At 69.6% G+C, this 24,623-nt stretch carries 21 protein-coding genes and 1 pseudogene; 11 read left to right on the top strand and 11 right to left on the bottom strand.

Features of this window, described 5'->3' with window-relative positions; translation table 11 throughout:
- Window positions 1-143 precede the first annotated feature (143 nt).
- Window positions 144-833 carry a response regulator transcription factor gene (locus AB0F82_RS16210; protein ID WP_362627778.1) on the top strand — a complete coding sequence of 230 codons (690 nt, stop codon included), beginning with the start codon at window positions 144-146 and terminating at the stop codon, window positions 831-833.
- A gap of 178 nt (window positions 834-1,011) precedes the next feature.
- Here AB0F82_RS16210 and AB0F82_RS16205 read toward each other — a convergent pair whose 3' ends face one another.
- Window positions 1,012-1,395 (bottom strand): peptidoglycan-binding domain-containing protein, encoded by a 384-nt coding sequence (locus AB0F82_RS16205; RefSeq protein WP_362627775.1) that lies wholly within the window; start codon window positions 1,393-1,395, stop codon window positions 1,012-1,014.
- Window positions 1,396-2,054: 659 nt separating this feature from the next.
- Between AB0F82_RS16205 and AB0F82_RS16200 the strand changes: the two genes are divergently transcribed.
- Window positions 2,055-2,345: a hypothetical protein gene (locus AB0F82_RS16200; RefSeq protein ID WP_362627772.1), complete on the top strand. Its 291-nt coding sequence runs from the start codon at window positions 2,055-2,057 to the stop codon at window positions 2,343-2,345.
- 735 nt (window positions 2,346-3,080) lie between these two features.
- Here AB0F82_RS16200 and AB0F82_RS16195 read toward each other — a convergent pair.
- Window positions 3,081-4,250: an NAD(P)/FAD-dependent oxidoreductase gene (locus AB0F82_RS16195; protein ID WP_362627769.1), complete on the bottom strand. Its 1,170-nt coding sequence runs from the start codon at window positions 4,248-4,250 to the stop codon at window positions 3,081-3,083.
- Between the two features lie 889 nt (window positions 4,251-5,139).
- Here AB0F82_RS16195 and AB0F82_RS16190 point away from each other — a divergent pair.
- Together AB0F82_RS16190 and AB0F82_RS16185 are read left to right on the top strand one after the other, a co-directional pair.
- The gene (locus AB0F82_RS16190) at window positions 5,140-5,703 is read left to right on the top strand and encodes a hemerythrin domain-containing protein (protein WP_362627766.1); all 564 of its coding nucleotides are present in this window, start codon (window positions 5,140-5,142) and stop codon (window positions 5,701-5,703) included.
- An 89-nt stretch (window positions 5,704-5,792) separates the two neighbouring features.
- Window positions 5,793-5,996, top strand: coding sequence for a hypothetical protein (locus AB0F82_RS16185; protein WP_362627763.1), 204 nt, complete (start codon window positions 5,793-5,795; stop codon window positions 5,994-5,996).
- A 194-nt stretch (window positions 5,997-6,190) separates the two neighbouring features.
- Here the strand turns inward: AB0F82_RS16185 and AB0F82_RS16180 are convergent, their stop codons facing one another.
- The 4 genes from AB0F82_RS16180 to AB0F82_RS16165 all read right to left on the bottom strand — a co-directional run bounded on the left by AB0F82_RS16180 (window position 6,191) and on the right by AB0F82_RS16165 (window position 10,566).
- Window positions 6,191-6,649: an SRPBCC family protein gene (locus AB0F82_RS16180; protein ID WP_362627760.1), complete on the bottom strand. Its 459-nt coding sequence runs from the start codon at window positions 6,647-6,649 to the stop codon at window positions 6,191-6,193.
- Window positions 6,628-7,587 carry a short-chain dehydrogenase/reductase gene (locus tag AB0F82_RS16175; protein ID WP_362627757.1) on the bottom strand — a complete coding sequence of 320 codons (960 nt, stop codon included), beginning with the start codon at window positions 7,585-7,587 and terminating at the stop codon, window positions 6,628-6,630. The genes AB0F82_RS16180 and AB0F82_RS16175 overlap by 22 nt, the downstream gene beginning before the upstream one ends.
- A 257-nt stretch (window positions 7,588-7,844) precedes the next feature.
- Window positions 7,845-9,059, bottom strand: coding sequence for a PP2C family protein-serine/threonine phosphatase (locus tag AB0F82_RS16170; protein ID WP_362627754.1), 1,215 nt, complete (start codon window positions 9,057-9,059; stop codon window positions 7,845-7,847).
- A 697-nt stretch (window positions 9,060-9,756) separates the two neighbouring features.
- Window positions 9,757-10,566 (bottom strand): NAD(P)H-binding protein, encoded by an 810-nt coding sequence (locus AB0F82_RS16165; RefSeq protein ID WP_362627751.1) that lies wholly within the window; start codon window positions 10,564-10,566, stop codon window positions 9,757-9,759.
- A gap of 85 nt (window positions 10,567-10,651) precedes the next feature.
- Between AB0F82_RS16165 and AB0F82_RS16160 the strand changes: the two genes are divergently transcribed.
- Window positions 10,652-11,065, top strand: a complete 414-nt coding sequence (locus AB0F82_RS16160) for a winged helix-turn-helix transcriptional regulator (RefSeq protein ID WP_362627748.1) — start codon at window positions 10,652-10,654, stop codon at window positions 11,063-11,065.
- A gap of 52 nt (window positions 11,066-11,117) precedes the next feature.
- On the opposite strand, the gene AB0F82_RS16155 is transcribed toward AB0F82_RS16160, so the two are convergent.
- A complete protein-coding gene (locus tag AB0F82_RS16155) occupies window positions 11,118-11,294 on the bottom strand; it encodes a hypothetical protein (protein WP_362627745.1) in 177 nt (58 codons plus the stop codon).
- A gap of 780 nt (window positions 11,295-12,074) precedes the next feature.
- Between AB0F82_RS16155 and AB0F82_RS16150 the strand changes: the two genes are divergently transcribed.
- Window positions 12,075-13,220, top strand: coding sequence for an amidinotransferase (locus AB0F82_RS16150; RefSeq protein WP_362627742.1), 1,146 nt, complete (start codon window positions 12,075-12,077; stop codon window positions 13,218-13,220).
- A gap of 381 nt (window positions 13,221-13,601) precedes the next feature.
- On the top strand, window positions 13,602-13,754 hold the full coding sequence (locus AB0F82_RS16145) for a hypothetical protein (protein ID WP_362627739.1): 153 nt from the start codon (window positions 13,602-13,604) through the stop codon (window positions 13,752-13,754).
- Window positions 13,755-13,862: 108 nt separating this feature from the next.
- On the opposite strand, the gene AB0F82_RS16140 is transcribed toward AB0F82_RS16145, so the two are convergent.
- The 4 genes from AB0F82_RS16140 to AB0F82_RS16125 all read right to left on the bottom strand — a co-directional run bounded on the left by AB0F82_RS16140 (window position 13,863) and on the right by AB0F82_RS16125 (window position 18,935).
- A complete protein-coding gene (locus AB0F82_RS16140; RefSeq protein WP_362627736.1) occupies window positions 13,863-14,267 on the bottom strand; it encodes an STAS domain-containing protein in 405 nt (134 codons plus the stop codon).
- Window positions 14,268-14,814: 547 nt separating this feature from the next.
- The gene (locus AB0F82_RS16135; protein WP_362627733.1) at window positions 14,815-15,279 is read right to left on the bottom strand and encodes an FxLYD domain-containing protein; all 465 of its coding nucleotides are present in this window, start codon (window positions 15,277-15,279) and stop codon (window positions 14,815-14,817) included.
- 1,011 nt (window positions 15,280-16,290) lie between these two features.
- On the bottom strand, window positions 16,291-17,217 hold the full coding sequence (locus AB0F82_RS16130) for an Imm49 family immunity protein (RefSeq protein ID WP_362627730.1): 927 nt from the start codon (window positions 17,215-17,217) through the stop codon (window positions 16,291-16,293).
- 878 nt (window positions 17,218-18,095) lie between these two features.
- On the bottom strand, window positions 18,096-18,935 hold the full coding sequence (locus AB0F82_RS16125) for a hypothetical protein (protein ID WP_362627727.1): 840 nt from the start codon (window positions 18,933-18,935) through the stop codon (window positions 18,096-18,098).
- Between the two features lie 407 nt (window positions 18,936-19,342).
- On the opposite strand from AB0F82_RS16125, the pseudogene AB0F82_RS16120 reads away from it, so the two are divergent.
- The 4 genes and pseudogenes from AB0F82_RS16120 to AB0F82_RS16105 form a co-directional block, all read left to right on the top strand.
- Window positions 19,343-19,899, top strand: a pseudogene (locus AB0F82_RS16120) (SDR family oxidoreductase); the annotation flags it as partial.
- Window positions 19,900-20,891: 992 nt separating this feature from the next.
- The gene (locus AB0F82_RS16115; protein ID WP_362627725.1) at window positions 20,892-22,508 is read left to right on the top strand and encodes a right-handed parallel beta-helix repeat-containing protein; all 1,617 of its coding nucleotides are present in this window, start codon (window positions 20,892-20,894) and stop codon (window positions 22,506-22,508) included.
- Between the two features lie 149 nt (window positions 22,509-22,657).
- Entirely contained in the window at window positions 22,658-23,293 is a 636-nt protein-coding gene (locus tag AB0F82_RS16110; RefSeq protein ID WP_362627722.1) for a TetR family transcriptional regulator, read from the top strand.
- A gap of 743 nt (window positions 23,294-24,036) precedes the next feature.
- The gene (locus AB0F82_RS16105; RefSeq protein ID WP_362627720.1) at window positions 24,037-24,501 is read left to right on the top strand and encodes an LIC_13387 family protein; all 465 of its coding nucleotides are present in this window, start codon (window positions 24,037-24,039) and stop codon (window positions 24,499-24,501) included.
- Window positions 24,502-24,623 lie beyond the last annotated feature (122 nt).

Below are 24,623 nucleotides of genomic sequence, written 5' to 3'. Positions count from 1 at the left end.
GTGAGACTCTACGGCGGGTCACTGCGGGCCGGGCCGAGAGCCGAGGGAGGGTTCGAGGTCGTCTTCACCATCCCGCTTGCCCCGCTCGACGCAGCCGGGGGCGCGTGACACCTCCCCCGCACACACGGGGGGAGACGGCAGCGATGACACGGCTGCTGATCGTGGACGACCAGGTCCTGATACGGGCCGGGCTGGCAGCACTGGCTGCGGCGGCACCCGGCTTGGAGGTCGTGGGGCAGGCGGCAACGGGCGAGGAGGCGGTCGAACTCGCAGCCGCGCTGCGGCCGGACGTTGTCCTCATGGATATCCGTCTGCCCGGGATGAGCGGTATCGCCGCTCTCCAGCACATCCTCGACCGGGCGCCTCAGCCGAAGCCGAAGATCGTCATGCTCACGGTCTTCGATCTGGACGAGTACGTGTACGCCGCCCTGCGGGCCGGCGCCAGCGGGTTCCTGCTCAAGGACACCCCTCCCGAGCGACTGCTGGCCGCTGTAGCCCTGATTGCCGAAGGCGAGATGCTGTTCGCTCCCACGGTCACCCGAAGGCTCGTCGAAACCTTCGCCCACCAGCCGGAGGCGCGGCGTGCGCAGCCTGCCAGTCTCGCTGAACTGACGGAACGCGAGACGGACGTCCTACACCTGGTCGGGCAAGGCCTCGCGAATGAGCAGATCGCCCAGCGCCTGGTGGTGAGCATCGCCACCGTCAAGACGCATCTGAACCGCATCATGTCCAAGCTCGGCCTGCAAAGCCGGGCGCAAGCCGTGGTCGTCGCCTACGAGAGCGGCCTGCTGTCGCCCGGCCGGGCGGGCACGCAGCGGCCCTCTGCCCTGTAGTGGTGTGACCGGAGTCGTTCGCCGTGCGGCTCATGTTCCGGTCGGATGACGTCGGGCGTGGCGGCTCCGGCCGGCAGGGGCCTGGCCACGGCTGGAGGGGTGCCGGCCCGCCAGGGGCGGGCCGGCACGTCACAGCGATCCGGGGTCGCTTCCGCTCACCGATCCCCTCCGGCCGCTGTCACTGGCCCCGCAGCTTGCGCCAGGTGTTGGGGCCCACCTTGCCGTCGGCCGCGAGGCCCCGGCTGCGCTGGAAGGCCTTCACCGCGTCTGCCGTGGCCTTGCCGAAGTCGCCGTCGACACCGGTCCTACCGATGTTGAAGCCCCAGACGTCCCGCAGGAGGCACTGCACCTCGCGCACCTTGTCGCCGCGGTCGCCCCGGTCGGTGTACGGCGTACCGTCCTCGTAGCCGCAGTACCAGCCGGAGGCCGCCGTCGTGGCCGCCGTGGCGGCTGCCCCCGCTCCCGCCGGGGCGGCCGAGGCGACCCCGGCCGTGCCCATCAGGACGGCGGCGGCCAGAGCACCGCCCGACAGCAGTACGGCGGACTTCTTGGTGGTGATCATGTTTCTCCCCTTCATGACATGACAGGTCGCCGGGACCGGCCGGCCTGAGCGCGCCCTCGAGGGCGCGGGCAGGGACGCGTCATCCCCTTGCGTATAGGTGTCGCCCCGTCCCGGCGCCGGGTGCGACAGACAGGAACGCTATGCGGGCGGCCGGTGTCCACTCGTCGCCCGACGGGTTGATCCCCTGCCTCAACCCCTCAGCCCAGTCCCGCCGACCGTGCAACCACCGCATGAGATCGGGCCCGCGGCATGTACAACCACGGCTGCAGCGCAATCCGGCCAGCCGGCACGCCTCGCGGATGCCCCGGCCGGAGCACGGTCACCCGGTTTTGCCCGGCCGGCGCTGTCGCCCCGTCCGCGGCGGTCCCGGCGCTGCCGCGGGCGGTGGCCTCCCCGCCCGTGTGCCCGATCACGTGGCCAGGATGTGGATGAGGTCGGGGGCATGCCGCATGGATCCACCGGCAGGCGTGCTCATCGTCGGGAGAGTCCAGATCGTTCCCAAACGGAGGCCAACCCGAGGCTGCCCGCAGGGCATCGACTGGATAACGTCACGAACACCCGTGAGAGACGCCCTGCGGCACCTTCTACTGAGCCACACCATCTCACGCCCGCCCAGCTTGAATCGACTGCGCACGTATGGCGCATCGGAAGGACCAGCCGTGTCAAAGTCGCCGCAGATCGGCACCCTTGCACCCGCAACCAAGAAGAAGTTCTTCGACGGACTTGCCCCGTGGCAGGTGGTTCTCTCCCTGCTCCCAATGGGACTGCTCTTCATAGGCGGTGCGATCGGCGGCGGGCTGGGCGCTCTGGCCATGGCCGCCAACGTGAAGATTGCCAAAACACAGCTGCCGACTGCCGGCAAAGTGGCAGGAATGCTAGGCGTCGGTCTCGCAGCGCTCGTCATCTTCCTGGTGGTCGCAGGACTGTTGTCCAACGCTTTGAACGGCTGATTCAACAGCGGCCGCCGACAGCACGACTGCCATCCACGCCGGTGCGACCCGGCCAACGCGGATAGCACCGGGGGTACTGGCGGCCCGCAAGTCCGGCGACGCCGTGAAGGACGACCCGCTCGAACCCCGACCACTCCCCCGCCAAGCCGGCTGCGTTGGCGACGGCTCCCCGGTCCACGTCCTGGCACGCCGAGCGCCCCTCGTCGCCGGACGGTGTCCCGCGCCAACGGAACGGGCCGCGGGAGTGGCAGCGCGCCCGCGCGCCACCCACCCGCCAGCACCGCCGGCGCCGCCAGCAGACGCAGGATCAGGCCGACGGCCCCGGTCCCCGGACAGGGGGGCCACCAGCCACGTACGGTGAGCGGCGTCCCCGCCAGCACGGCGGCGCCCGTACGGCGCTGCCTGCCGATCATCAGCAGCGCGATCCCCCCGTCCCGTTGATGCGGCCACCCCCGGCCAGGGCCGACGCTGCTGCCCGGGGACGGGTGGTCAGTCCCGGGGACCCGGGGCCCCTGAGACCCTCGCGGCGTACGAGCGGACCTCGTCCGACGTCGACACCCCGCGGCCCGGGAAGGTACCCAGAGGGCGGGACGGCCGGCCGCGACGAAGTCAGCAACACGGAGACCAGGGCCCGGCCGTGTGGCTACCGGGCGTCCGGGCCGTTCTGGGCGGCGGGCCGCGGAAAGTACCGAGGAGCGGGCGACGCCCTCGGGCTTGGACCGCCACCGCGGGGGATCACTGAGCCTGGGCAGCGGAAGCAGGCACCAGGGCCCTCTCGGCCGGGCGCAGCGGCTTCGCCCACCGGTAGGTGCCGGGGCGTCGGCGCTCCGCTCGCAGGGATGCGAGCGTGTATCGGTTGATCCACTCGTTGATCCGGGCGGCAGGCCGACCGGTGATCACCAGGCGGTGCGCCGAGTCATCGGTGCGTACCGGCTGAATGACGCCGTCGTGGCGACCGAGGCTGATGGACTGCGCCAGGTAACGGAACCTGAGCGGCTTGGGCTCGCGTCCACGGGCGAGTGCGTCAATGGCCTCGGCAGCGTGCGCTCCGGTGGGCATCGCCGTCGCGCACGCCATGCGGAGTTCCCCCGTGCCGGGCACGGTGACGCGTGCCGCGTCGCCCACGACGAACACGTCGGGGTGGGAGAGCGAGCGCATGGCTGTGTCCACCAGAGCCCGGCCTCGCTCGTCCACGCGCAGCCCGGCTTCGGCGGCCAGCGAGGGAACGGTGAACGCGGCAGCCCAGACGACCACGTCCCCGGTCAGCCCACCGTGATCGGTTGACAGTCCACCGCGGTGGACGGCTTGGACCCGGGTGTGTGAGTGCAGTTCGACGCCCAGACGTTCCAGGGAGTTGCGCACATGGGTCCGGCCGGCTGTTGAAAGCCCGTTCCCGGGCTCGCTGCCGGTGACCAGACGTACCTGCCACGCGCCGGCCGACTCGGCGAGCTCTGCGGCCAGTTCGATGCCGGTCGCTCCGCCGCCGACGACGGTGACGGTCCCGGATCCACGAGACAGTCGATCACTGAGCTGCTGAGCCTGCTCCAGTGTGTAGGCGTGCTCGCGGATACCGGGAACGCGGGTGGTGTCGGTGCTGCTGCCGAGGGCGTAGACAAGCCGGTCGCAGGTCAGAGTGGTTGCGCTGTCCAGAAGGACCGTACGGGCGGCCGGATCGATCGACGTGGCCGTGGCCTTGACCGTGTTGATCTCCCTCCCGGCGACAAGGTCACGCAGGACGAGGGGTGTGCCGACGCGGCCGGCGGCCATTTCGTGCAGCCGGATGCGCTCGGTGAAGCATTCCTTGGGGTCGACGAGAGTCACCTGGTGGCGGCGGCTGACGCGGAGGGCCGCGGTCACTCCGGCATACCCGGCGCCCACCACCACGACGTGCTGCTTCTGTCCCATGTCGATGTTCCCGTTCCACTCTCGCGGGGCTCCGTGTGTGCCCTTTCGGTACGAGGACCGGAGAGCGGGCCCGGATCGTGACAACGTTCCGCCGCTCCGTCGTGTGAAGTGGATCTCATGCCGGCTTCCGGCAACTCACAGGTCACATTCCGCGGCCGGCCTACGGGCGGTAGATCATCTCTGTCAGGGACGCCACTGCGCCTCGCGACGATCACCGAGTATGACGCCCGCCGCCGGCGCCGAACCGCACCAGAGAAGCCGACTCACAGACGGCTCCCTGAGCTCGTGTCCGGCCCCCCGGCCGCAACAATCTACGCAATACCGACATAGCTAGGCCACGGGTCCTGCCCAACCGCCCCGATGAGCCCACGCCCCGAGGGACGCCACAGCCGTTCCGACGGTCCCGACCCGTGAAACCTTGACGCATCCCTAATGCCTGCACCGCACATCGCCTCCGGCGGCCTGGCCGCCACGCCACGTGTTCAGCGCCGCGTGCCGACGTCGGCCCGCCCCCGTTCAGGCCCTGCCCCGGGCCCTGAACAACCGCCGCCACGCGCGCACTTACGTAGGGGCCGCGGCCCTACTGGCGGGGATTGGCACGCGACGTCGTCCGGGGGGCTCGACCAGGGCGTACTCGACGCCGTTCGCCCGTGACGATTTGTCCAGCTGGCACAGTCTCCGATCCCTTCGTTGCGCCGCCGACTACGGATCCGGTCGCCGGTGTCTGGCTGTCCGCGGCCGGGGATAGGGCCCCCGGCCGCCCTGGACCGGCAGCCCTGCGGCTGTCGGGTTCCGTCAAGCAGGGCATGGGCGTGTCGCAGTCCGAAATCGCCGGACCCCTGAGACGTTCTCAGGGCCACGTTCACAGCCAGGGAAAGGAGTGCCCGACATGGGCCATGGAGGAAGCGTCATCGAGGAACTGACCTCGGACCACCAGGAGGTCGCGGCTCTCTTCGCGCAGATCGACAACCTTGCTGGAGCCGATCCCCAACGCCGGGAGCTGGCGGACCGGCTGACGATGGAACTCGTACGCCATGCGGTCGCCGAGGAACAGCACCTCTACCCGGCGGTGCGCAGGTTCGTGGACGATGGCGACGACCTCGCGGACAAGGAGATCGCCGACCACAGCGAGGTCGAGCGCCTCCTGAAGGACCTGGAGGGTTGTCAGCCCGACGACGAGCGTTTCGACGGGCTGATCGCCCAGCTGAAGTCAACGGTCATGGCTCACGTGGCAGACGAGGAGGACCGGCTGTTTCCGCTGCTGGCCGAAGCGTGCTCCGCCGAGGCACTGAACGAGCTCGGCGAAAAGGTGCGCAGGGCCAAGGAGACGGCCCCGACGCGCCCGCACCCGGCAGCCCCCGACACCCCGCCGCTCAACAAGCTCCTGGCGCCGGGAACCGGGATGGTCGACCGCGTCCGTGACATGTTCACGGGCCGGGGCAAAAAGGGCTGATCGCCGAGTGCCGAGCGGATCGGCGGCAGTGACCCGGGCAGACGCAGTCCAGGCCCGCCTCGCACGGGCGGCGGCGGGCTGACGACCGCTTGCCCCGCGAAGCATTCTTCGCCGAGGCCGAGCACGTACCGGCCCAGGAGGCTGTCGGACGGATCGCCGCAGAGATGATCAGCCCGCATCGGCCGGGCGTGCCCGTGGTGGCCCCCGGAGAGGTCGTCAACGCCGAGGTGGTGGACCACCTGCGCAGCGGCGTCGAGCACGGCATGCTGCTGAGGCGCAACCGGGCACCATGATGCCCGGTTGCCTGACCGGCGTAGCAGCTGCGCCGCACCCGTGGACCGGACTCGCGACGCGATCCGAATGGCCATGGCGAAGGACGACCCGGACGACGCCTGACGATCGCGCCGATCCGCGCTTCATCAGCTGCGCTTGCGTCGCTTTCCCGTCCCCTGCCTCACAGTCGGGGGGCAGGGCGCTGGCCCCGCCGTCAGGCCTGTACCTGGCTGTCGGACCGGGCGGACTCCTGGACCACGTTCGCGAGCCTCTTGAGCATGCTGCGGTGGCGCAGCTGGATCAAGGCGTCGAGCGCGGCGTTGTGTACCGCGCCGCCCACGCCCCGCAGCGGGTGCTCATCCACGATGACCAGGGACTCGCTACCCCAGGAGCGGACCTCGATCGCCACGCGGGCCGTCCCGACAGGGCCGCTGTCGACTTCCAGCTCCAGCTCGTCGGGCGCGCTCACCCGCCGCACCACGGTGGTACCGGAAGCCGTCCACGGGCCGAGGCTTACGGTGTACTCCAGGGCCGCGCCAAGCTCTGGCCACAGGCCATGGGCAACACGCGAATCGCTGGTGCCCACCACCCAGTCCGAGTAGCGGGAGCCGTCGGCGAGCACGGCCCACACCTCGTGCGGCGCGGCGTGGATCAGGCGGTGTCGTATGGCCATGATTCCTCCCCAAGACGGTGGTATCGATCGCGGTGCGACGGTCCAGATGCGGCGGTTCCGGCGGCCGCGCCGCCGGGTCCCAGGAGGCCGGTGGGCGGCAGGGGCGCGCCTTCACGGGTCGCGAGGACCCGCCGGGAACGGTGCGTGACGACCGAGGGCAGGCAGGCCCGCGCCACCAGGACACCGCGTAGCCACGGCGGGGCGTACACGTAGGTTGATCTACGTTCGATCCCTCGGACCATGGCACGGACGAAGGGGGCGGTGTCGTGGGTGACGGAGGCGGGCCAGGGCAGGTGCGTCCGCAGTACCCGGAAGACATCGGTCTCGTCGGCCGCACGGATCATTTCGGTGTCGGCCCAGCTCAGGTAGGCGATGCCCACGCCGACGCCCTGGTGGGCGACTTCGGCGCGCAGTGCGTGTGCGAAGGCCTCGACCCCGGATTTGGAGGCGCAGTACGCCGTGAGCAGCGGCGCGGGCGCGAGGGCCGCCAGGGAGGCCACCTGGAGGTAGTAGCCATGGCTGCGCAGCAGATCGGGAAGGAAGCAGCGCGCGGTCAGGGCACTGCCGACGAGATTGACTTCGACCACCCGCCGCCATACTTCGGGATCGCACTCCGCCAGCCGCCCGCCGAGGGCCACACCCGCGTTGGCGACGACCACGGAGGGCTCACCCAGGGTGTACCGCACGGCTTCGGCGGCCGCCGCGAGCTCGTCCGCATCGGTCACATCGACCGTCCAGTGAGTTGCCGGTCCCGGCAGCTCCGCCGCCAGCCGGCCGAGCCGTTCCCCCTCGAGCCCCAGCAGGGCCACCCTGGCCCCTCGCTCCGCCAAGGCGTACGCCACGCCTTCGCCGAGCCCCCGGGCGGCACCGGTGACCACCGCGACGCGGCCCTCAAAAATGCCTGCGCCGGTCCGGCATGGCCGAAAGCCTGTCCTCACGCCGGGCACCTGCCCGACCGGCTCTCCTCTACACGGGAAGCGGGAAGGCTGTTGCGGCCCCGTAGCCGGACACGTGTCCTGGCCAGGGCAAACGGCCTGAGGACTGCCTGTCCGCCCGCCGCCCCTCCCCTAGAACTCCTCCAGCCGGTGGCCGCGCTCGGACCAGCACTGAAGACTTCGTCCACGGTCACGTCCAGGCGCCGCGCACTGCCGGCAGGTGAGCTTGCAGGCGGCGAGCTACCGCCACGGACCGCCCATCATGTGCGGGTCAGGGGGCCAAGGAAATACGCCAGGGGCGGCAGTTCGTGGCCGTGCCACTCGCAGAGCAGGACGGTGGCGTCATCACCGAGCTGTCCGTCGTGATGGTCCAGCACTGCGCGAACCAGACGGCGCAAGGTCTCGGGGACCGGGAAACCGTCCGCCTGGTGGCGGATGACGAACTGCAGGAACCGGTCGAGGCCGAACTCTCGCCCTGAGCGGTCGCGGGCTTCGATGATGCCGTCGGTGTAGAGGACGATCCGATCGCCGGGTTCGAGCTGCTCGCGGTGGATCTCTGCGGGCAGGCCGAGATCCGTTCCCAGGGGATGGGTCGGTGGGCGGTCCAGGGCGGTGATCCAGCGTCCGGCCCGGATCAGGACAGGCGGAGGGTGACCGCAGTTGATCCAGGACAGAAGGCCGCTTCGAAGGTCCAGGTCGGCCAGGACCGCCGTTGCGTAGCGGTCGAGGGAGAATTGCTCGAGCAGCATCGATTCGATGGCGTCCCGGGCCTCGGTGAGGCTGGCTCCCTGACGGCGCTGGTTTCTGCAGGTGGCCATCGCGAGGTTGGCGGTCAGACCGGCTGCAGTGTCATGGCCCATAGCGTCGAAGACCGCAAGATGGACGATGTCGCCGGCAAGGGCGTAGTCGAAGGCGTCCCCCGCGGTGGAGTAGGCAGGCTCCATGGCCGCGGCCACGGTCACCCTGGGCCCGGCGAAGGTCCGCGGGGGCATGAGCGTCCACTGCATCTCGGCCGAGACGGACATCGGCTGCAAACGGGTCAGGCGCGCGTAGGAGTCACTGTGTGTGCGCTTGGAAACCACCATCAGACCTACAAGTGATGCCACGGCGGTCATCGCAGTGCGGCTCTCGTCGTCCGGCTCCTCCGTGAGGCACACGGACAGGACGCCGAGTCGCTCGGTGCCGTCCAGGAGCGGGAGCCAGTATTTCCTGCCGCCGTCGTCTCCCCCACTGCCCGGGAGGATCTGCAAGCTTTGGAAGACACGCCCGGCCACCGTGCCCTCGATTTGGAGCTCGTCGCCCCCCTGGGCGGCGTCGAGGCCCTGGCCAGTCAACTCCCGCAGCGCCTCCTCACGGAGATCGGCCACGTAGATGCGGGCCCGTTTGAGCCCCGCGAGCGCGGCATGGTGCCGAACCAGGGACGGCAGTCGCTCCAACGTCGCAAGATGGCTGGCGGCAAGGAGATTCGTGAGCATCTGAGCAGTGGAACGACTGGAAGCCATGACCGGACCTGTCGCCGGAGCCTTCCCCGATCCACCGGCCGTTCGCGCACGGCCGGCGGGTACGAGCAGATGACATCAGCATGCCTCGGAAAGCGTGCATCACGGGGGTGGCTGCATGACCCCATCGAGAGATCACCGCATCGGGCTAGCTTCGACGCAGCGTGACCTTGTGGCCTGTGGCAGGTTACCCGTGAGCGCAGCCGAAGGCTTGCTTCCGGAGCCGGCCCGAAGATCACAGTGTCGGCTCGCAGGTGCTGTCCTACGGACCGGCTGCCACACGCGAACGGCACTTCGCTCGTGACCCGAGGGGCACCGCCGGTTGCAGATCGACAATGCGGGATCCGCCCCCTTGGGCAGGATCTTCCTTGGTCCACGGGTCCGGGCGGCGGCCGCCTGTCGTTGATCTTCGGCCCACTCTTGGATCATTAGCCGGAAGCCCACCGGAGCACGGTGCCGGCCGTCATACGGACCGCTGACGTCTGCTGGCAGGTCTGCCGCACATCTCATGAGGCGGGCCATCCTGCGCATGGACCGTGCCCGCGCACTGCCCCACCATCGGCCGGCCACGCTGGGCGAGCGCCTGGAACTCGGCACCGCTCGCGGTACGTGGGGCGGAGCGGGCGTAGAGGTTTCATCCGCAGGCTCGGAGGTGACAGGGGACGTCCCGGTGCTACACGAGGGTTGCTGTGAGCGGGCGTCGGGGTGCGCGGCCCAGAAGTTGACGGAGGTCACCGCCGGTTCGGGACATGAATCCGGCGGCGATGGCGGAGTACGTGCCCACCAGCATCGGCACCTGGAACGGTTCGGCGCCGGAGGCGGCGATGCGCGCGCGGGCCTGGGCGAGTGTCTCCGGCTCATAGGTGACGTGCGGTCCGTGTGTGCGGGCCAGGTCGGCGCCGCCGATCGCCTGCTCGCCGACAAGTTCATAGATGCGTCCTGCGTGTGCGGGCGCCTCCACCGTTACCCGTACCGCGGCGTCGGCCAGATCCGCCCGCGCAACGGCTGCCAGACGGCCCTCGCCGAGCGGGGCAGTGATCCGGCCGTCCTCCAGTGGCGCGAGCCCGGCCAGCAACTCCGCGTAGAGGCCGTTGCGCAGGATCGTCCATCCCATGGTGCTCTCCCGGAGCCGCCTCTCAGTCCAGCGGTGTGGCAGCGCGTAAGGGAGGTGATCACCGTCGGCGGTCAGGCTCGTATAGACGACATGCCCCACACCGGCCTTCTCGGCAGCGTCGATGGCGGCGCCGTGCCGGGCTATGACGGTGTCGTCCTCGCCCTGGCCCGCCGAAATCAGGACCAGCACATCCACACCCTCGAAGCCCCTGATGAGGGTTTGGCGGTCGTCGAAGTCGATGGGGCGGACAGGAAGCACAGCCGGGAACTGCTGAGGATCGCGCGTTCCAAGGACCGTGTCCTCACGGCCCGCCAGCCGCTCGGCAATCAGCGCGCCCAAGGCGCCGGCAGCTCCGGTAACCATGATCATCAGCGTGTTCCCATTCCGGTAGGTTCTCTTCGGTAACCGGGATCATCCTGCGGATTTGCGTCACGAAGCGTAAGGAGGCACTTCCATGTCAGTAGGGCACACAGGGGTAACCACCGAACCCGTAGTCACATGCGGCGGCGAACACGAGGACTGCGGGATCCGTGAGGTGCTCGACCGGATCGGGGACAAATGGTCGGTCCTGGTCGTGGTCGAACTGGCCCAGGGCGTACGTCGTTTCAGACAGCTCCAACGCGCCATACCCGGGATCTCGCAGCGGATGCTGACGCTCACTGTGCGTCGGCTGGAACGCGACGGGGTGATCACCCGGACGGTGCACCCGACAGTGCCTCCGCAGGTTGAGTACGAGCTCACGACGATGGGTCACAGCCTCACGCATTTGGTGAAAGCCCTCGCGGACTGGTCGGCCGACCACCGCGATGCCATCGCGCGAGCACGCCAGGAATGGGATGCCGTGCATCCCGACTCCGGCATCCGCTGACCGAATGGGCTCCAGCACCTTGCCGCTCCTGCGGGCCGGTGCCGCTCCGGCCTCACAGGCGGCAGGCGCCGGAGCTCTGCAAGGAGCGGCGCAGCAGCCGGGTGGGTGCGCCGCGGTCCATGCTGCGGCCGGCGGCTGGATGGAGGCCGTCGACGAGGTCCATGAGGCGGCGCGGCTGTGGCTGCCGGTTGTAGCTCCACGTACCGCCCCTGCGGCAGTGGTTCGGCAAGCTTTCGGCCCGTGGCGGCGGCCATCTTGGCTCCTCCGCTGGGAAGCCCGCCCCCCGGGGTGACGACGCTTGCCCCAGCCTTCTATGACCTCCGGAGAAAGCGAGGCGTTCTGGCAGAGCTCGGGGAGTATGGGGCGTAGGCGTTCGGCGGGTGGAGTACTCCCGGGTGCGGGCGGTCGGCGGGGCCGTGAGCCTGGGTCCATGAGCACGCGCAGGGTGGTGGTCCAGGCGCCGGACGAACGCGGCCTGCGCGCGGTGGACGTAGTCGTCGTGGCCGCGGGCGCCGCGGGTCACGACGCGATCCGCGCAGGCGGCTCCGCCGCGCGGGGGTGCCGCGGGACGTGGACCTGGAGGACCGGACCTGGACCTCCATAAGCCGGGCGACAGCTTCTGCAGGCTGCGAGAACTCGTCCGGCGCCCGCCCCCTACCCGCTCATCCGGTCCCGCGCCCATCCGGTCCCGCGCCCTCAACACGACCCGCCGCCGCGGCTGGGCGGCGCCGCCGGGCTCCGTGTCGGTGTACGTGTCATACCCGGCGGCTTTCCGACCGCCGGCCCAGCCGGCTCCGGGCGGGGCCGACGAGCAGTCCGCGGGGCGCAATGGCCTCTGTGGCTGCGATCGCACACTCGACTCGTCGGTTGCACAGTGCGTCGGTCAGGAAGGGCGGTTGCGCGCGCCACCCGAACGGGCGCACCGGCTGTCGCGCGGCAAGATGTGCGCGGCATCGTGAGGGTCCCGGGCAGTGGGAGTCGATGACTCCCTGGAACGAAGGCGGTCACGATGGCGGCAGCAGTGGAACCGGGCCGGTCGCCCGGTGAGGGACCCTGCGACCGGGCCGCAGCGTCCCTCAACCCGCCGGTAAGTTCGCACAACGAGTGGGACCCGCTGGAGGAGGTCGTCGTAGGGCGGCTCGACGGCGCCGCATTCCCCTCGCGGCACCCGGTCGTGGCCTGCAACGTCCCGCCCTGGGCGGCGCACCTGCAGGGGCTGGCGGCCGGCCGGCGGTACCCGCGGATTCTGGTGGAGTCGGCGCAGCACGAACTCGACCGGTTCATCGCCGTCCTGCGCTCCCTGGGGATCACCGTGACGCGACCGGACCCGGTGGACCACACCCGGCGGTTCGCCACTCCCGACTGGGCCTCGCGCGGCTTCAGCAACAGCTGTCCGCGCGACAGCTTGCTCGTGGTCGGGGACGAGATCATCGAGACTCCGATGGCCTGGCCGTGCCGCTACTTCGAGACGCACGCCTACCGCACCCTCCTCAAGGACTACTTCCGGCGCGGTGCCCGCTGGACCGCGGCACCGCGACCGCAGCTCACCGAGGCCTTGTACGAGCCGGACTACCGCGTTCCGAAGGCCGGGCCGCCCGGGCGCTACATCCTCACCGAGTTCGAGCCCGTGTTCGATGCCGCCGACTTCGTGAGGGCGGGTCGGGACCTGTTCGTGACCCGGAGCAACGTCACCAACCGCATGGGGATCGAATGGCTGCGTCGGCACCTGGGCCCGGGTTACCGTATCCACGAGATCGAGAGCCGCTGTCCGACCCCCATGCACATCGACACGACGTTCCTGCCCCTGTCGCCCGGCAGGGTGCTGGTCAATCCCGAGTACATCGACATCGGACGGCTACCGGCGGTTCTCGACTCGTGGGAGGTTCTGGTGGCGCCGGAGCCCGAGCCGGTCGACGAGCGGCTGCTGGGCATCACGTCGATGTGCGGGAAGTGGCTCAGCATGAACGTCCTGGCGATCGGCGACGGACGCGTGATCGCGGAGCGCAAGCAGACCGGCATGCTTCGGGCGCTCGAGGCGTGGGGCTACGAGCCCATCCCGTGCGACCTGCGGCACTACGCCCCGTTCGGTGGATCCTTCCACTGCGCAACGCTCGATGTCCGGCGCCGCGGCGAGCTGGAGACCTACCTGCCGTGAGGGGGCGCACGCCCGTCGGGCGGCCCAGCAGCATGACCGGGACCGCGCACCTGCGCGCTCACCTGCTACGAGCACAACGCCGCCACGGGCAACGACCACGTCTACGTCCAGGGTCAACGGACAGACCCTCTGGAGCTCCGCCGACAGCATCACCTGCAATCGGGACGCGCCACCTGGCAGGTCAACCGCCTCGTCCGGGCAGGCGACAGCGCCGGCTCCAGCGCCTCCCGGAGATGACCGCGCCGACACCGCCTCCGCCTCCGCCTCCACCCACGGTCCGAGCCGCGATCGGGCGCCGCGAGGCCAGCTGACAGGCTGGGGCGCCCACGCGCCGGCCTCCGGAAGACGGCACCCGTACGGGGGCCGACGAATGCCGTGTGCGTGGACGCCGCGGTGGCGCCCGGGGCCACCGCCGCCGACATGGCCGGCCTACCCGCCGGACGCTCAGGACTGGCGCCGATCCGCTACGACGGCAACGCCCTCGGGGTCGCCCACCGGCCGTCCGCCCTCCGCGCCTTCCTCGCCGAGGCCTGACTCGAGAACGCCGAGGATGTATACCTCATCGACCCCGACGTCGTGGAGCGGCGAGGAGCGGGCGCCGAGGAGTGCGACCGTCCCTGTGAGGAACAGGCGCGGGCCTCGCTACACGCCGGACAGCCATCCGGCACCGAAATCCGACAGGTCACGTGCGCGCTGCGCCCGCTCCTCGATCAGCCGGCGAAAACCCGCCACGGCGTACCGCTCGCCGGTGGCCGAGCCCCGCCCGCGAATGCCGGCGACATCAGCCATGAACTGCTGGGGCTGGGGCTGCCAGCCGACGACCATGACACGCAAACCCAGGCTGTCCGCCCGCCGGTGCAGGGCCAGGAGATGGAGCAGTCCGTCGGCGTCCATGGAGATCGCGCCGTGCAGGTCGACCATGAGGTCCCGCTCACCAGTGGTGACGCCGTCCAGCGCCCGCTGGAGCACCGCGCCCGCGTCTCCGTCGAGTGCCCCGGTGACGCTGACCAGGACCGTGCCGTGACGCTGAATGTTCGTGGTGATCAATGCGCTCTCCTTCCGCCCGGGGGCGCCGGGCCCTCGGGGCTCCCCATCCTGGCGCGACTCCCCCCGGACGGACGCGAGGCTCGCTGACGCCCCACACCAACGTGGACAGCGACGGCTGTGTACTGCATGGCGCCAAAGCGGCCAAGTAGAAGCGAAAGTCACAACCGGTGTGACGTCTCGGTGTCCCCACGGGGAGGGAGCAGCCCATGCGAAGGCTGCTCCCCACCGTTGCTATTGCACCCTTCTTCCTGGTGCAAGGCCTGCCGTTGACGCGCTGATGCGGATGTCAGCCGCACCCGGACAGAATGCTCGCGTCCGGGAGTACCGCTGCTGGGTCCGCCCCTGCGGCGGGGGCCAAAAGGAGAATCGGAACCGACGGGGCGGTGCGACTTCCGTGTAGAGGACGAAGCTCAGGTAGCCCTTCAATCCTGCGGTGCGGGGGTGAACTCCATGTCCGTGCCCGCCGGCCGGCCGCGATGTCCGGTAGGCGGTCGCGCTCCAGTTCGCCGACCGTGAAGGGGGACGGCGGGCAGCGGCAGGGCAGCGATCAGGACGCGTAGCGGGTAACCTTCGTGACCTTGCATGTGATCTTGTCCGTGATCTGGTCCAGGCCTTGCGCCGTCTCTTCTGCGGCCTGACCGGGCGCAAGGTTGTTGGTCGCAGCGATGGCCTCGCCCACGCGGGTTCCCGCCTTGTTCACGAATTCCACGCTGATCATGTAGTTCGACTTCTTCGACGACCTGTTCGTGATCGTCAAGTCTGCCTTCGCCCACTTCGTAGCGGAGTCCACCTCGCAGTCCGTGATCTCCACGTCCGCTTCGGCGCCCGCGGGTGGGGCTGGCTTCGACGCCGGGGGCTTCGCCGAGGCCGCCCCGGCCGCCTTCGGGGAGGCGGCCGTCTGCGAGGGCTCAGATGCGTTCCCGGCCGTGTCATCGCGGCCGCCTACGAGCGCCCCGGCGATGCCAATGATGATGATCAGACCTACGATCCCAAGGCATCCGAAGCCGAGCACCTTGCCGACGCTCGACTTCTTCGGCTGCGGCGGGGGCGGGTAGCCGTACCCGGGCGGGGGCTGCTGACCGGGCGGCGGAAACTGCTGAGACATGAGAAACCCCCACAGGAAGCAATAGGAATGCGGTCACGGCACGGGCAGGCAGGTCACGGGGGGCGGCGGCAGCCGAACCGGTATGGGAAAAGGCCGGCCCTGCCATGAGGCCATCCCATGGGGCCATGCCATAGGGCCGTGCCATGAGGCCATACCCTTCCAACGCGCGCGCCCTCCAGCGGTCACGGGCCGGCACGACACGGGCTTCCGCACCACCCACACCTCGGTCCTGGTCTTCGATGATGTGGTAGCGCGTGGCCGTCTTCAGCTCTCGTCGCGGTGGAGACAAACCACAGCAGGTGCCGGCCGGACTCTGAATTGCCTCACTCCAGCGGCGCGCCCAGCTCGTAGTTGCCCGGATGGAAGGGTCCTGTATGGACGGGGTGGAGTGGGACGGAAGTGGTAGCCACCGTCGCGCGCGTCGGGCGGCTACCGGTAGCGGCCGAATTGGCCCCGGCCCTTCCTCCTCTCCACTGCGGCCGCTTCCCGCTCCGCACTTTCCTCCGCCTGGCGCCGCGCGTCCGTTTCGCCCCCCCTGCGCGTCGTGCTCGTGCAGGCACGACCAGCACAGGTCGCACAGGTCGTCCTCCTCGCTGCGCCACGAGGACTGCCCGATCGCCTCCCAGCGGCCGTCCGTGAACTTGCTGCCACAGCGGCTGTACACGGGCCGCCGCGCCTCATGGCCGCGGCTTCGCGTTCCGCCTTCCGTCGGCGCCGCAGGGCGGCGATCGGCACGGACCACTCACCGCCCGCGCCGTCCACCCGGAGGTCGCCAGCGCGAGGGGTGACGCCGGTTGCCCCCTGGGCAGGTGCGTGCTCCGCTTCTGAGATGGGGGCCGAGGATTCCGAGCACATGAAGGTCGTCCACCGGCTGTAGCCCGGCGGCCTGGCAACGACCGTTCTGATCGGCGGGCCGGGTCAGGAGCCGACAGGGGTAGGCGGCTTCAGGAGAGAGGTCGGAAGGTAGGCGGACCTGGTCTGCAGGTCCCAACCATGAACCTGCACGGCGAGGGCGGCCAAGGCGATTGCGCCCAGGGGGAGCAGAGTTCCGGGCGCGGGATTCTCCCCGACACCGGCACGATGCTGCGCCAGCCGTTCGTCCAAGGCCCGCTCGAAGGCGCACTGATCGTCGGCGAGCAGGACCCGCAGCAGGCGCTGGTCGAGACTCACCGCGTGGGCGGCATCCAGGGCGAGGGCAGCGTCCAACCGCTCATCCGTCGATGGCTTGGTCAGCGTCACCTGTGGCCAATCTCGGGGCAGGTGGCCGCGGGCCGGGGTCAGGTAGGCGCACAGGGCGTCCATGTGTGCGAGATCGTCCGGTTCGGAGACGGAGTCCCGGCCGGCGTGGGGCAGGTTGTTGTGGAGTGCGGGTGCGAAGTCGCTTCGCAGGACGAGACCGATCGCCCGCTCCCAGTCCTGCACCAGACCGCTGGCGAGGCAGATGTCGAAGGCGTCGATCCAGGTGCGCGCGGTGACCGTGTCGGTCGCGTCGTGCGTCTCGTCGTAGTCCAGCTCTTCACTGGTCAGACGCGTCCCGGTCAGAGGCAAGGGGATCTCCCAGTCGCCTCCGGGAGCGCAGCCCAGGTCGAGCACGCCCAGGCGGCATTCAGCAGCGGTGACCAGGGCGAGGCGGGTGCGCTCGTCGTCGAGGTCGGGATCCTGGGTAGTGCGCGCTGCGACGTGGTCGAGCAGCTCGTGGCCGAGTTCCTCGAGCATCACGCGCATCGGGTAGCCCCGCTGGTAGACGTCCTCGAAACGCTCCTGCACACGGTCCGCCTTGTCACCGAGGGCCTGGTCCAGACGCTGCTGGTTCACGTGATGACGTTGCGCGTGCTTGATCTCCATCCGTGCATCCTGTCAGCCGCCACCGACACGTCGTAGAACGACCGCAGCGCGGTCTCGCAGTGCGTCCGCGTCGTCGCCGCGTACATCAGCCCCGGTCCCGCCCGTCCCGTCACCGAATGCGGCACCCCCCCCCGGCGCCCTGGCCACCGACCGCACCTTGGTGTCCGCGGTCTGTCGACGCCGGTGCACCTGCACGGGTTTCGGCGCGATCGCCATCCACCGCCCGAAGTCCCGGGCCTCCGCCCGGGCACCCGGCCACTCCACCCCCAAAAGCATCCGGGAACCGCCACCAACGCAACAGATCCGTCCCGCAGGAGCGGATCGTCGAGGGCAGCCGCGAACACGCCTGTTCTCGGCGAGAACGCCGAGACCGGCTCCACCACGTCCCCGATGGCGGCCAGCAGGTACGTCTGGCTTGGGACGGCACTGGCTCATGAACGCTCGTCGGCGTCGGCCGGCCGTGCCCTTCAGCGTACGGGTGCCGGCCGAGCCCGTCGTAGTGCCCGGCCCCGCGCGGCTCAGCCGTCTGCTGTGCAACCTCCTCGACAACGCTGACCAGTTCAGCCCCGCCGGTCTGCCGCTCGAGGTCGAGCTGACGGTGGGCACCCCGGGCCGGGGCCCGGAGCTGACAGTCCGCGACCACAGCCCCGGCTCAGCCCCTGGTTCTCAGCCCCGGGATCTCACCGCAGGACCTCCCGCACGTCTTCGACCGCTTCTACCGCGCCGGCACGGCCCGCACCCTGCCGGGCTGGGGCCCGAACCTGGGCTTGGTACGCCTGATCGCCCGGGCCCACTCGGCCGACCTGACGGCGGGACCCGCCCCGGCGGCGGCGCCCTCCTGCGCCTGACGCTCTGAACGCGGGAACCGGGCGGGTGCCTCAGGGCAGCCCGTCCTGGGTCGCACCGATGTGGGTCCAGTTCCCGAACTGCCCAGCGGGGAAGTCCACCAGGTTGATGAAATCGCCGCCGTCGTCGAGCTCACCCGATGCGGCGGCCCGCGTCTGCTGGTTGTAGAAGAACAGCCGACGGTGGGTGGGCACGATGTGGGTCCACTTTCCGAACTGTCCGGCGGGGAAGTCCTTGAGGTTGACGAAGTCGCCGGCCGCGTCGAGTCCGCCGGTTCCGGCTGCCCCCGTGCCCTGGCTGTAGAAGAAGAGCTTCGAGGCGCCTCCGTCGAAGACGATGTGGGTCCAGTCCCCGAACTGCCCGGCCGGGAAGTCCATCAGGTTGATGAAATCGCCGCCGTCGTCGAGCTCACCCGCTCCGGCCGCCCGTGTGCTCTTGCTGTAGAAGAAGAAGCGGGCGAGAAGATCACCGCCCGCGAAGAGGACATGGGTCCAGTCCCCGAACTGTCCGGCGGGAAAGTCCACCAGGTTGAAAAATTCACCACTGGCATCGAGTCGACCGGTTCCGGCTGCCCGCGTGCCCTTGCTGTAGAAGAAGACCTGGACGCCGTCGGGCGATATGTGGGTCCAGTCCCCGAACTGCCCGGCGGGGAAGTCCTTCAGGTTGACGAAGTCGCCGCCCGCGTCGAGCTTTCCCGTTCCCGCCGCCCGCGTGTCCTTGCTGTAGAAGAAGAGCTGGCCGCCACCGGGCACGATGTGCGTCCAGTTCCCGAACTGACCGGCGGGGAAGTCCACGAGGTTGACGAAGTCGCCACTGCCGTCGAGCCTGCCCGATCCGGCGGCTCTCGTGTCCTGGCTGTAGAAGAAGAGCATGGCGTTTCCTCCCGTTTCTCACACTTCCGACTTCTTTCGGAGTTCAAGAATTCAGGGGCAACTCGTTGAGTCATCAACGGCCTAATCCATTTCTCTTCTGAGCTTATGTCAGGAAGGATGCCGATGCGACTCATGTAAATGTTGAAGCGATCGGATCGCGGGTCTCGGATGGGACCCCAATGGGAGGATCTTCACCTCAGCGGGCTCCGGGCTGCATGGGCGGTGGGGTGGAGGATCACCGGCCGGGTCGGCGGATGCCTATGGGGCTTGGGGCACAGCGTCAAGCCGCCGCCGATGGCAGTCGATTGACCCGCCGAGCCGGCGGCGAGGCCTGCGCACCATGGTGACAATTGGCAGAGCCTTCTCTACGAAGGAACCTATGCAGAGAAGGCTCTGCAACCTACGCTCTGGGCATTTCCGACGAGCCCGAACGAGGCCTCACCCGTGGTACCGCACGGGCCGTCTTCCCCGACGGGGTCGAGGCTGTGGAGGGCGACTTCGAAGAAGTTTGCGTCGTGGAAGCCCGCGCTGGAGGGAGTGCGGTTGCTTCCCCTCGTCCCGCGCCCGGGCTCAGACGCCGACATTCTCGAAGCCGCCCGGCAGGCGGGCGTGCAGCAACGCCGTGCTGGTGTCGTCCATCACGGTCCAGACCCACCCGCACCTCGGGCCCATGGCGAGAACCTGGGGGTGGAGCAACTCCTCAAGGCAAGCGGCATGGCCTGGACGATCCTGCGGCCGATGCAGTTCGCCCGAACGCCCTACTGTGGGCCATGCCATCCGTGGCCACGAGACCGTCCGCGCGCCGGACGCCCAGACCGCGCTGCCAACCATCCACCTTGCGGGCATCGCATCTGTGGCACGCGTGGCACTGACCGAGCCCGGCCACCGCGGACGCACGTATGCCTTGACCGGTCCACAGTTGGTGACCGCCCGACAGCAGGTCGAAGCAATCGCGGCAGCACTGACCGCCGGACCCGGGACGTGCGCGGCGGCCCGGGCGAGCATCGGCTCGAAGGAACGTGAGAACCACTCGGGAATGCGCTCCTTACCGCCGCTCCGGGCCTGGCACCCGACAGCCTCCCCCGGCCAGACATCCAGGGCGCGTGGATACGACCAGAGGGGCCCGCCGAATCAGGCTCCGGGGTGAGCCGACTTCTGCTGTGACTCCACACGCCGTGCCCGGCACTCCTGGCAAAGGGGCTCTGCGGATGATCACGTGGCGTGAGCGTCCCGCAAGAGGTTCACGCAGCTCAGCGTCGGTGCCGCTCCCCGTAGCGGCTACCACAGGTGGGGTGGCATCTCCGGGTCGGGCCACAACCACCCCTGCGCCGCAGGGATACGCTTCCCGAGACGCCACCGATGCTCGCTGTGCGCCAGTTCGCGGCGACCCAAGGCGGGGCCGGCGCGGTCGCAGCCCGACCTGGCGGTGAACTTGATGGGTTCCAGCCCTCCCGGATTCCGGGCCTCCGTGCTGTGACCCGCTAAGGGCTGTCCCGTAATCCCTGGCGGATCAGCGCGCGGTGTCGGATGCGGTGCATCGCAAGGCGGAGGAGCGTCCTCATACTGGGCGTATGTGGGCGCTTCCGACAACGCGGCGAGGCGCCGTAGCCGGCACCGCGCGCCCGCCGGGGATTACGGGACAGCCCTTCGGCAGGCCGGACTCCCTGCGGCGCTCCGCAGCGTCTGCCAGACAGAGCACCGGCATGACGTACCGTCAGAACGTTTACACATAGTCCGGGGTTGTGTTCATTTTTCGAGTCTGGGACTGTCACTCGAGTAACTCACCCCCCTCACAGCGGACTTCGGAGCGCAACGACTTCCGGCTTCGCTGCCCGGCGCCTTGCCCCGGCGCGGCGAGACGGACGACGTGCCTCCTTTGCGTGCTCTCTGCTCGCGGCTACGGCCCACGGAGGGCACCAGCCGCTTCGCCAGGACAAACTGGGAGACCAGGCAACAGTGAAACGCACGAGCACCCTCGCCCTGACCGCAGCACTGCTCGCTTCATCGGCCCCGCTCGGCCTCGTCGCCATGGGAGCCGGTACGGCACACGCCGCGGCCCGCACGTACTTCGTCAGCCCCAGCGGCAACGACAGCAACTCGGGCACGTCCGTCCAAGCTCCCTTCCGGACCCTCCAAAAGGCCGCGGACACCGTCGAGCCGGGCGACACCGTCTCGATCATGAACGGCACGTACTCCGAGCGTTCGGAGGGGTCGAACGTGCTGACCATCAAGCGCTCCGGCCTCCCCGGAGCCCCCGTCACCTTCACCGCTCATCCCGGCCACCATCCGGTGATCCACCCGGTGAAGGCGTGGAACGGCATCAGCGTCCACGGCGCCTCCTACATCTCCATCAAAAACCTCGAGGTCAAGGGCAACAACGCAGCCCTCACACCGGCCGGAGCAGAGCGCGAATCGAAGAAGGGCGACCCCACCTACAACACGAACTGCATCGCCGTGGAACAGAACCGGTCCACGGGCGCGCTGTCGCACCACATCGAGGTGACGGGCAACGAGGTGCACGGCTGTGCCGGCGGCGGCATATCAGCCATCGACTCCGACCACGTGACCATCTCCGGCAACCACGTGCATGGGACCTCCTGGTACACGGTGTACGCAACCAGCGGCATCTCCGTCCTCACCCCCCGCGACGTGGGTGGCGGCGACGCCGGAACGTACAAGATCCGCATCACTGGCAATCGCGTCCACGACAACGAGACCAAGATCAAATGGGAGAAGTGCGGCTGCTACTCCGACGGCAACGGCATCATCATCGACACCCTCAAGGGCGACGCCGATCACCCCGCCTACAACGGACGCGTACTGGTCGCCAACAACCTCTCCTACGACAACGGCGGCTCCGGGATCCACTCCTACAAGAGCCAGCACGTCGACATCGTCCACAACACGGCCTACGCGAACGGGCGCAGCACCCGCATGGAGAGCTACGCCAACATCTTCGCGCATGACAGTACCGACGTGCGGCTTCTGAACAACATCGCGTACGGCCGACAGGGGCAAGCGACGAACAGCAAGTCCCGCAACGTGGACGTCACCTACGACTACAACATCTACTTCGGTGGAAAGGCGCCCGAGGTCCAAGGCCCGAACGACGTCATCGCCGATCCGAAGCTCGCCAAGACGGGCACCGGGGCGGACGCGGACTTCCGGCTGGCCAAGGACTCCCCCGCCGCCGGCTCGGGTACGCCGTTCGCCGCCGTCACCACCGACTTCACCGGAGCCCGCCGGGCCGGCGGCGCGCCCGACCGGGGCGCCTACGCCTTCGGCGCCAAGAGCAGCGGCATCACGGGAAGTGCCTCCGAGACCGCCTCCCCCGGCCGGCAAAGTGACGCCCCCGCCGGGAGCGGCCAGTCCGCCGGAGGTGATCCCACCAGCTCACCGGGCGCGCAAGCCACCGACGGCACTGACAGCGGCTCCGGGCTGAAGCCGCTCAGCGGAAGCGGTCCGCTCGCAGAGACAGGCGGTTCCAGCCCGGTGCTCCCGCTCGGCATTGCAGCGGCGGTCCTCACTCTCGGCGGCGGCCTCCTCTTCGCGGCGCGGCGCAAGCGCTCCTGATCCCTTCGGATCACTGAGGGCCTGAAGACGTGGTGCCGGCCCCGCCCCCTCTCCCAGGGTCGGCACCACCGCGCGCCCGGCGCCCGCCGGACCCGCACGCACGAGCCCGGTTCGCCGAACGGGCTTCGGTCCCTGGCAGACTGGCCGTTATGACGGCGGCAAGGCATCGGATCGAAGCGGCGACACTCACAGGTGGGCCGGTACCTGACCCCCCGCGCATTGCCTGGCGCAAAGAGATGAGGCGGCGCGTATTGGAGGCCGCTCGCGACCTCACATGCGAAGCCGGCTGGGACCAGGTCAGCCTCTCGGCCGTCGCCGCCCGCGCCGAAGTGTCGCGCCCTTCGGTGTACAAGGAGTTCGGCAACCGCGCCGGCCTGGGCCGTGCGCTGGTAGTTCTTGAAACCCAGCAGTTTCTGGCGGGTGTGACCGATGCTCTCTATCCCGGCGTGCCCGACTCCCATGACTGCCTCCGGGCGGCCATCCTCCACGTGCTTCAGGAGGCCGACAGTCAGCCCCTCATACGGGCTGTCATCACAGCCGCCCGACAAGGATCCGACAGCCTCCTGCCTTACCTCACCGCCCGAGCGGACCCAATCTTCGATGCCGGTCAAACCCTCGTCCAGGGCTGGCTGGCTACGCGATACCCCCAACAGCCCACAGAGTCTCTGGAGATGGCCGCGGACGTCATCGTCCGCATGACCATCAGCCACCTCATCCTGCCGGCCGACGAACAACACCGCACCGCCCCAAGACTGGCGACTGCAGCCCTGAAACTACTGCAGTAAGTCGACCTGCACCGGGAACAGCTGGGCGTTGCCCCGAATGCAGTTCGGCACCGGGCACCTGGCAGGGTGATGTCCGTCGGCGGCAGCGGGGCACGGCCGGTCGCCATTGCCCGCGACCACGGGCCGTTGGCCATAGGTTGGTCCGAAATTCGGCGGAGTGCGTGATGTTGCAGAGGTCGAGCGGTTTGACCCCGCGGGCGTAGTTGAGTGTGCCGGCCGTGCCCTTGAGGGCACGGCCCGCAAGGTGCGTCTTCGCGAGGTCGAAGTAGCCGAGGCCGTCGCTGAGCTGCTCGGCGTACGAGGGCTTCGTCGGGGCTCCCAGGGCGCGGTTGGTAGAGCGCGTGCCCGTCGGCGGTCGCGAGGTGGTGCTGTTCGACCTGCTCCTGGAGATCTTCGAGGAACGGGGCGTGAGCGTCATCCTTAGGTGACAGCAGGTGGCTTACAGAGTCTGCGGCAGAAACACCCCGAGGGTCATCACCAGGCGGTAGGCCACCGCAGCGGTCTGCGCCGCCTCCCACAGCGCCTCGGTGAACGGCTCGGGCGCGGGCGTACGGGGTATTCGGACGCCATCAGCAGGGCTCCCTCGGTCGGACGAGGCGGCCGACCGCCGGAATCAGCAGTGCGCGGTTCCCATCCGGTTTGCTCTGCAACCGTCCCCACCCACGCCCCTCTACATGTGTAGAGTGCTGGCAACGTCCTCTACCGATGTAGAGGGCGGCCTCGTTCGACTTCAAGGAGCCACGGTGAGCGCGACCGTCACACCCGTTCTCGAGCGCAAGCCCCAGCCCAAGCCGCTGCGACCCTTCAGAGTCGGGGCCGGCGGCTTCGTCCTGCTGGGCACGGGCCACCTCGCCCTTGCGGCCGCGACGGCGCTGGCCGACCCCACCCCCGAGCAGCAAGCTTCCTCGACAGCCATGCGGGAGTCGAGCATGACCCTGCTCGGTCTGGAACGCAGCACCCTCGACATCGTCCAGGGCATGAGCCTCGTCATGGCCCTGTTCGTCATCGCGTGCGGGCTCCTCGCCCTCACCGCCGTCCGGCACGCCCCGGCACTGGTCGAACGGCGCACCGCCTTCGGATGGATCCCCCTGGTCGCCTCACTGGTGGGCCTGGCGATATCCGTCCTGCTCCTGCCCATGCCGCCGATCGTCATCCTGGCCGTCACCAGCTGCGCCTTCGCTCTGTCCTTGCGCCGGGCGACGCCCTGATCCGGTCGCGGCGGGGGGGGGGCCGCCCGCCCCCCCCGGGGGGGCCGGCACCCCCCCCCCCCCCGCCGGGGCCCCCGTGGGGCAAAAAGGCGGAGGGGGGGGGGGGAAACACCGCGGGTGTC

The organism is Streptomyces virginiae (genome assembly GCF_040638905.1).
GTDB lineage: Bacteria > Actinomycetota > Actinomycetes > Streptomycetales > Streptomycetaceae > Streptomyces > Streptomyces virginiae_B.
This window is presented reverse-complemented; position numbering and strand designations above follow the sequence as displayed.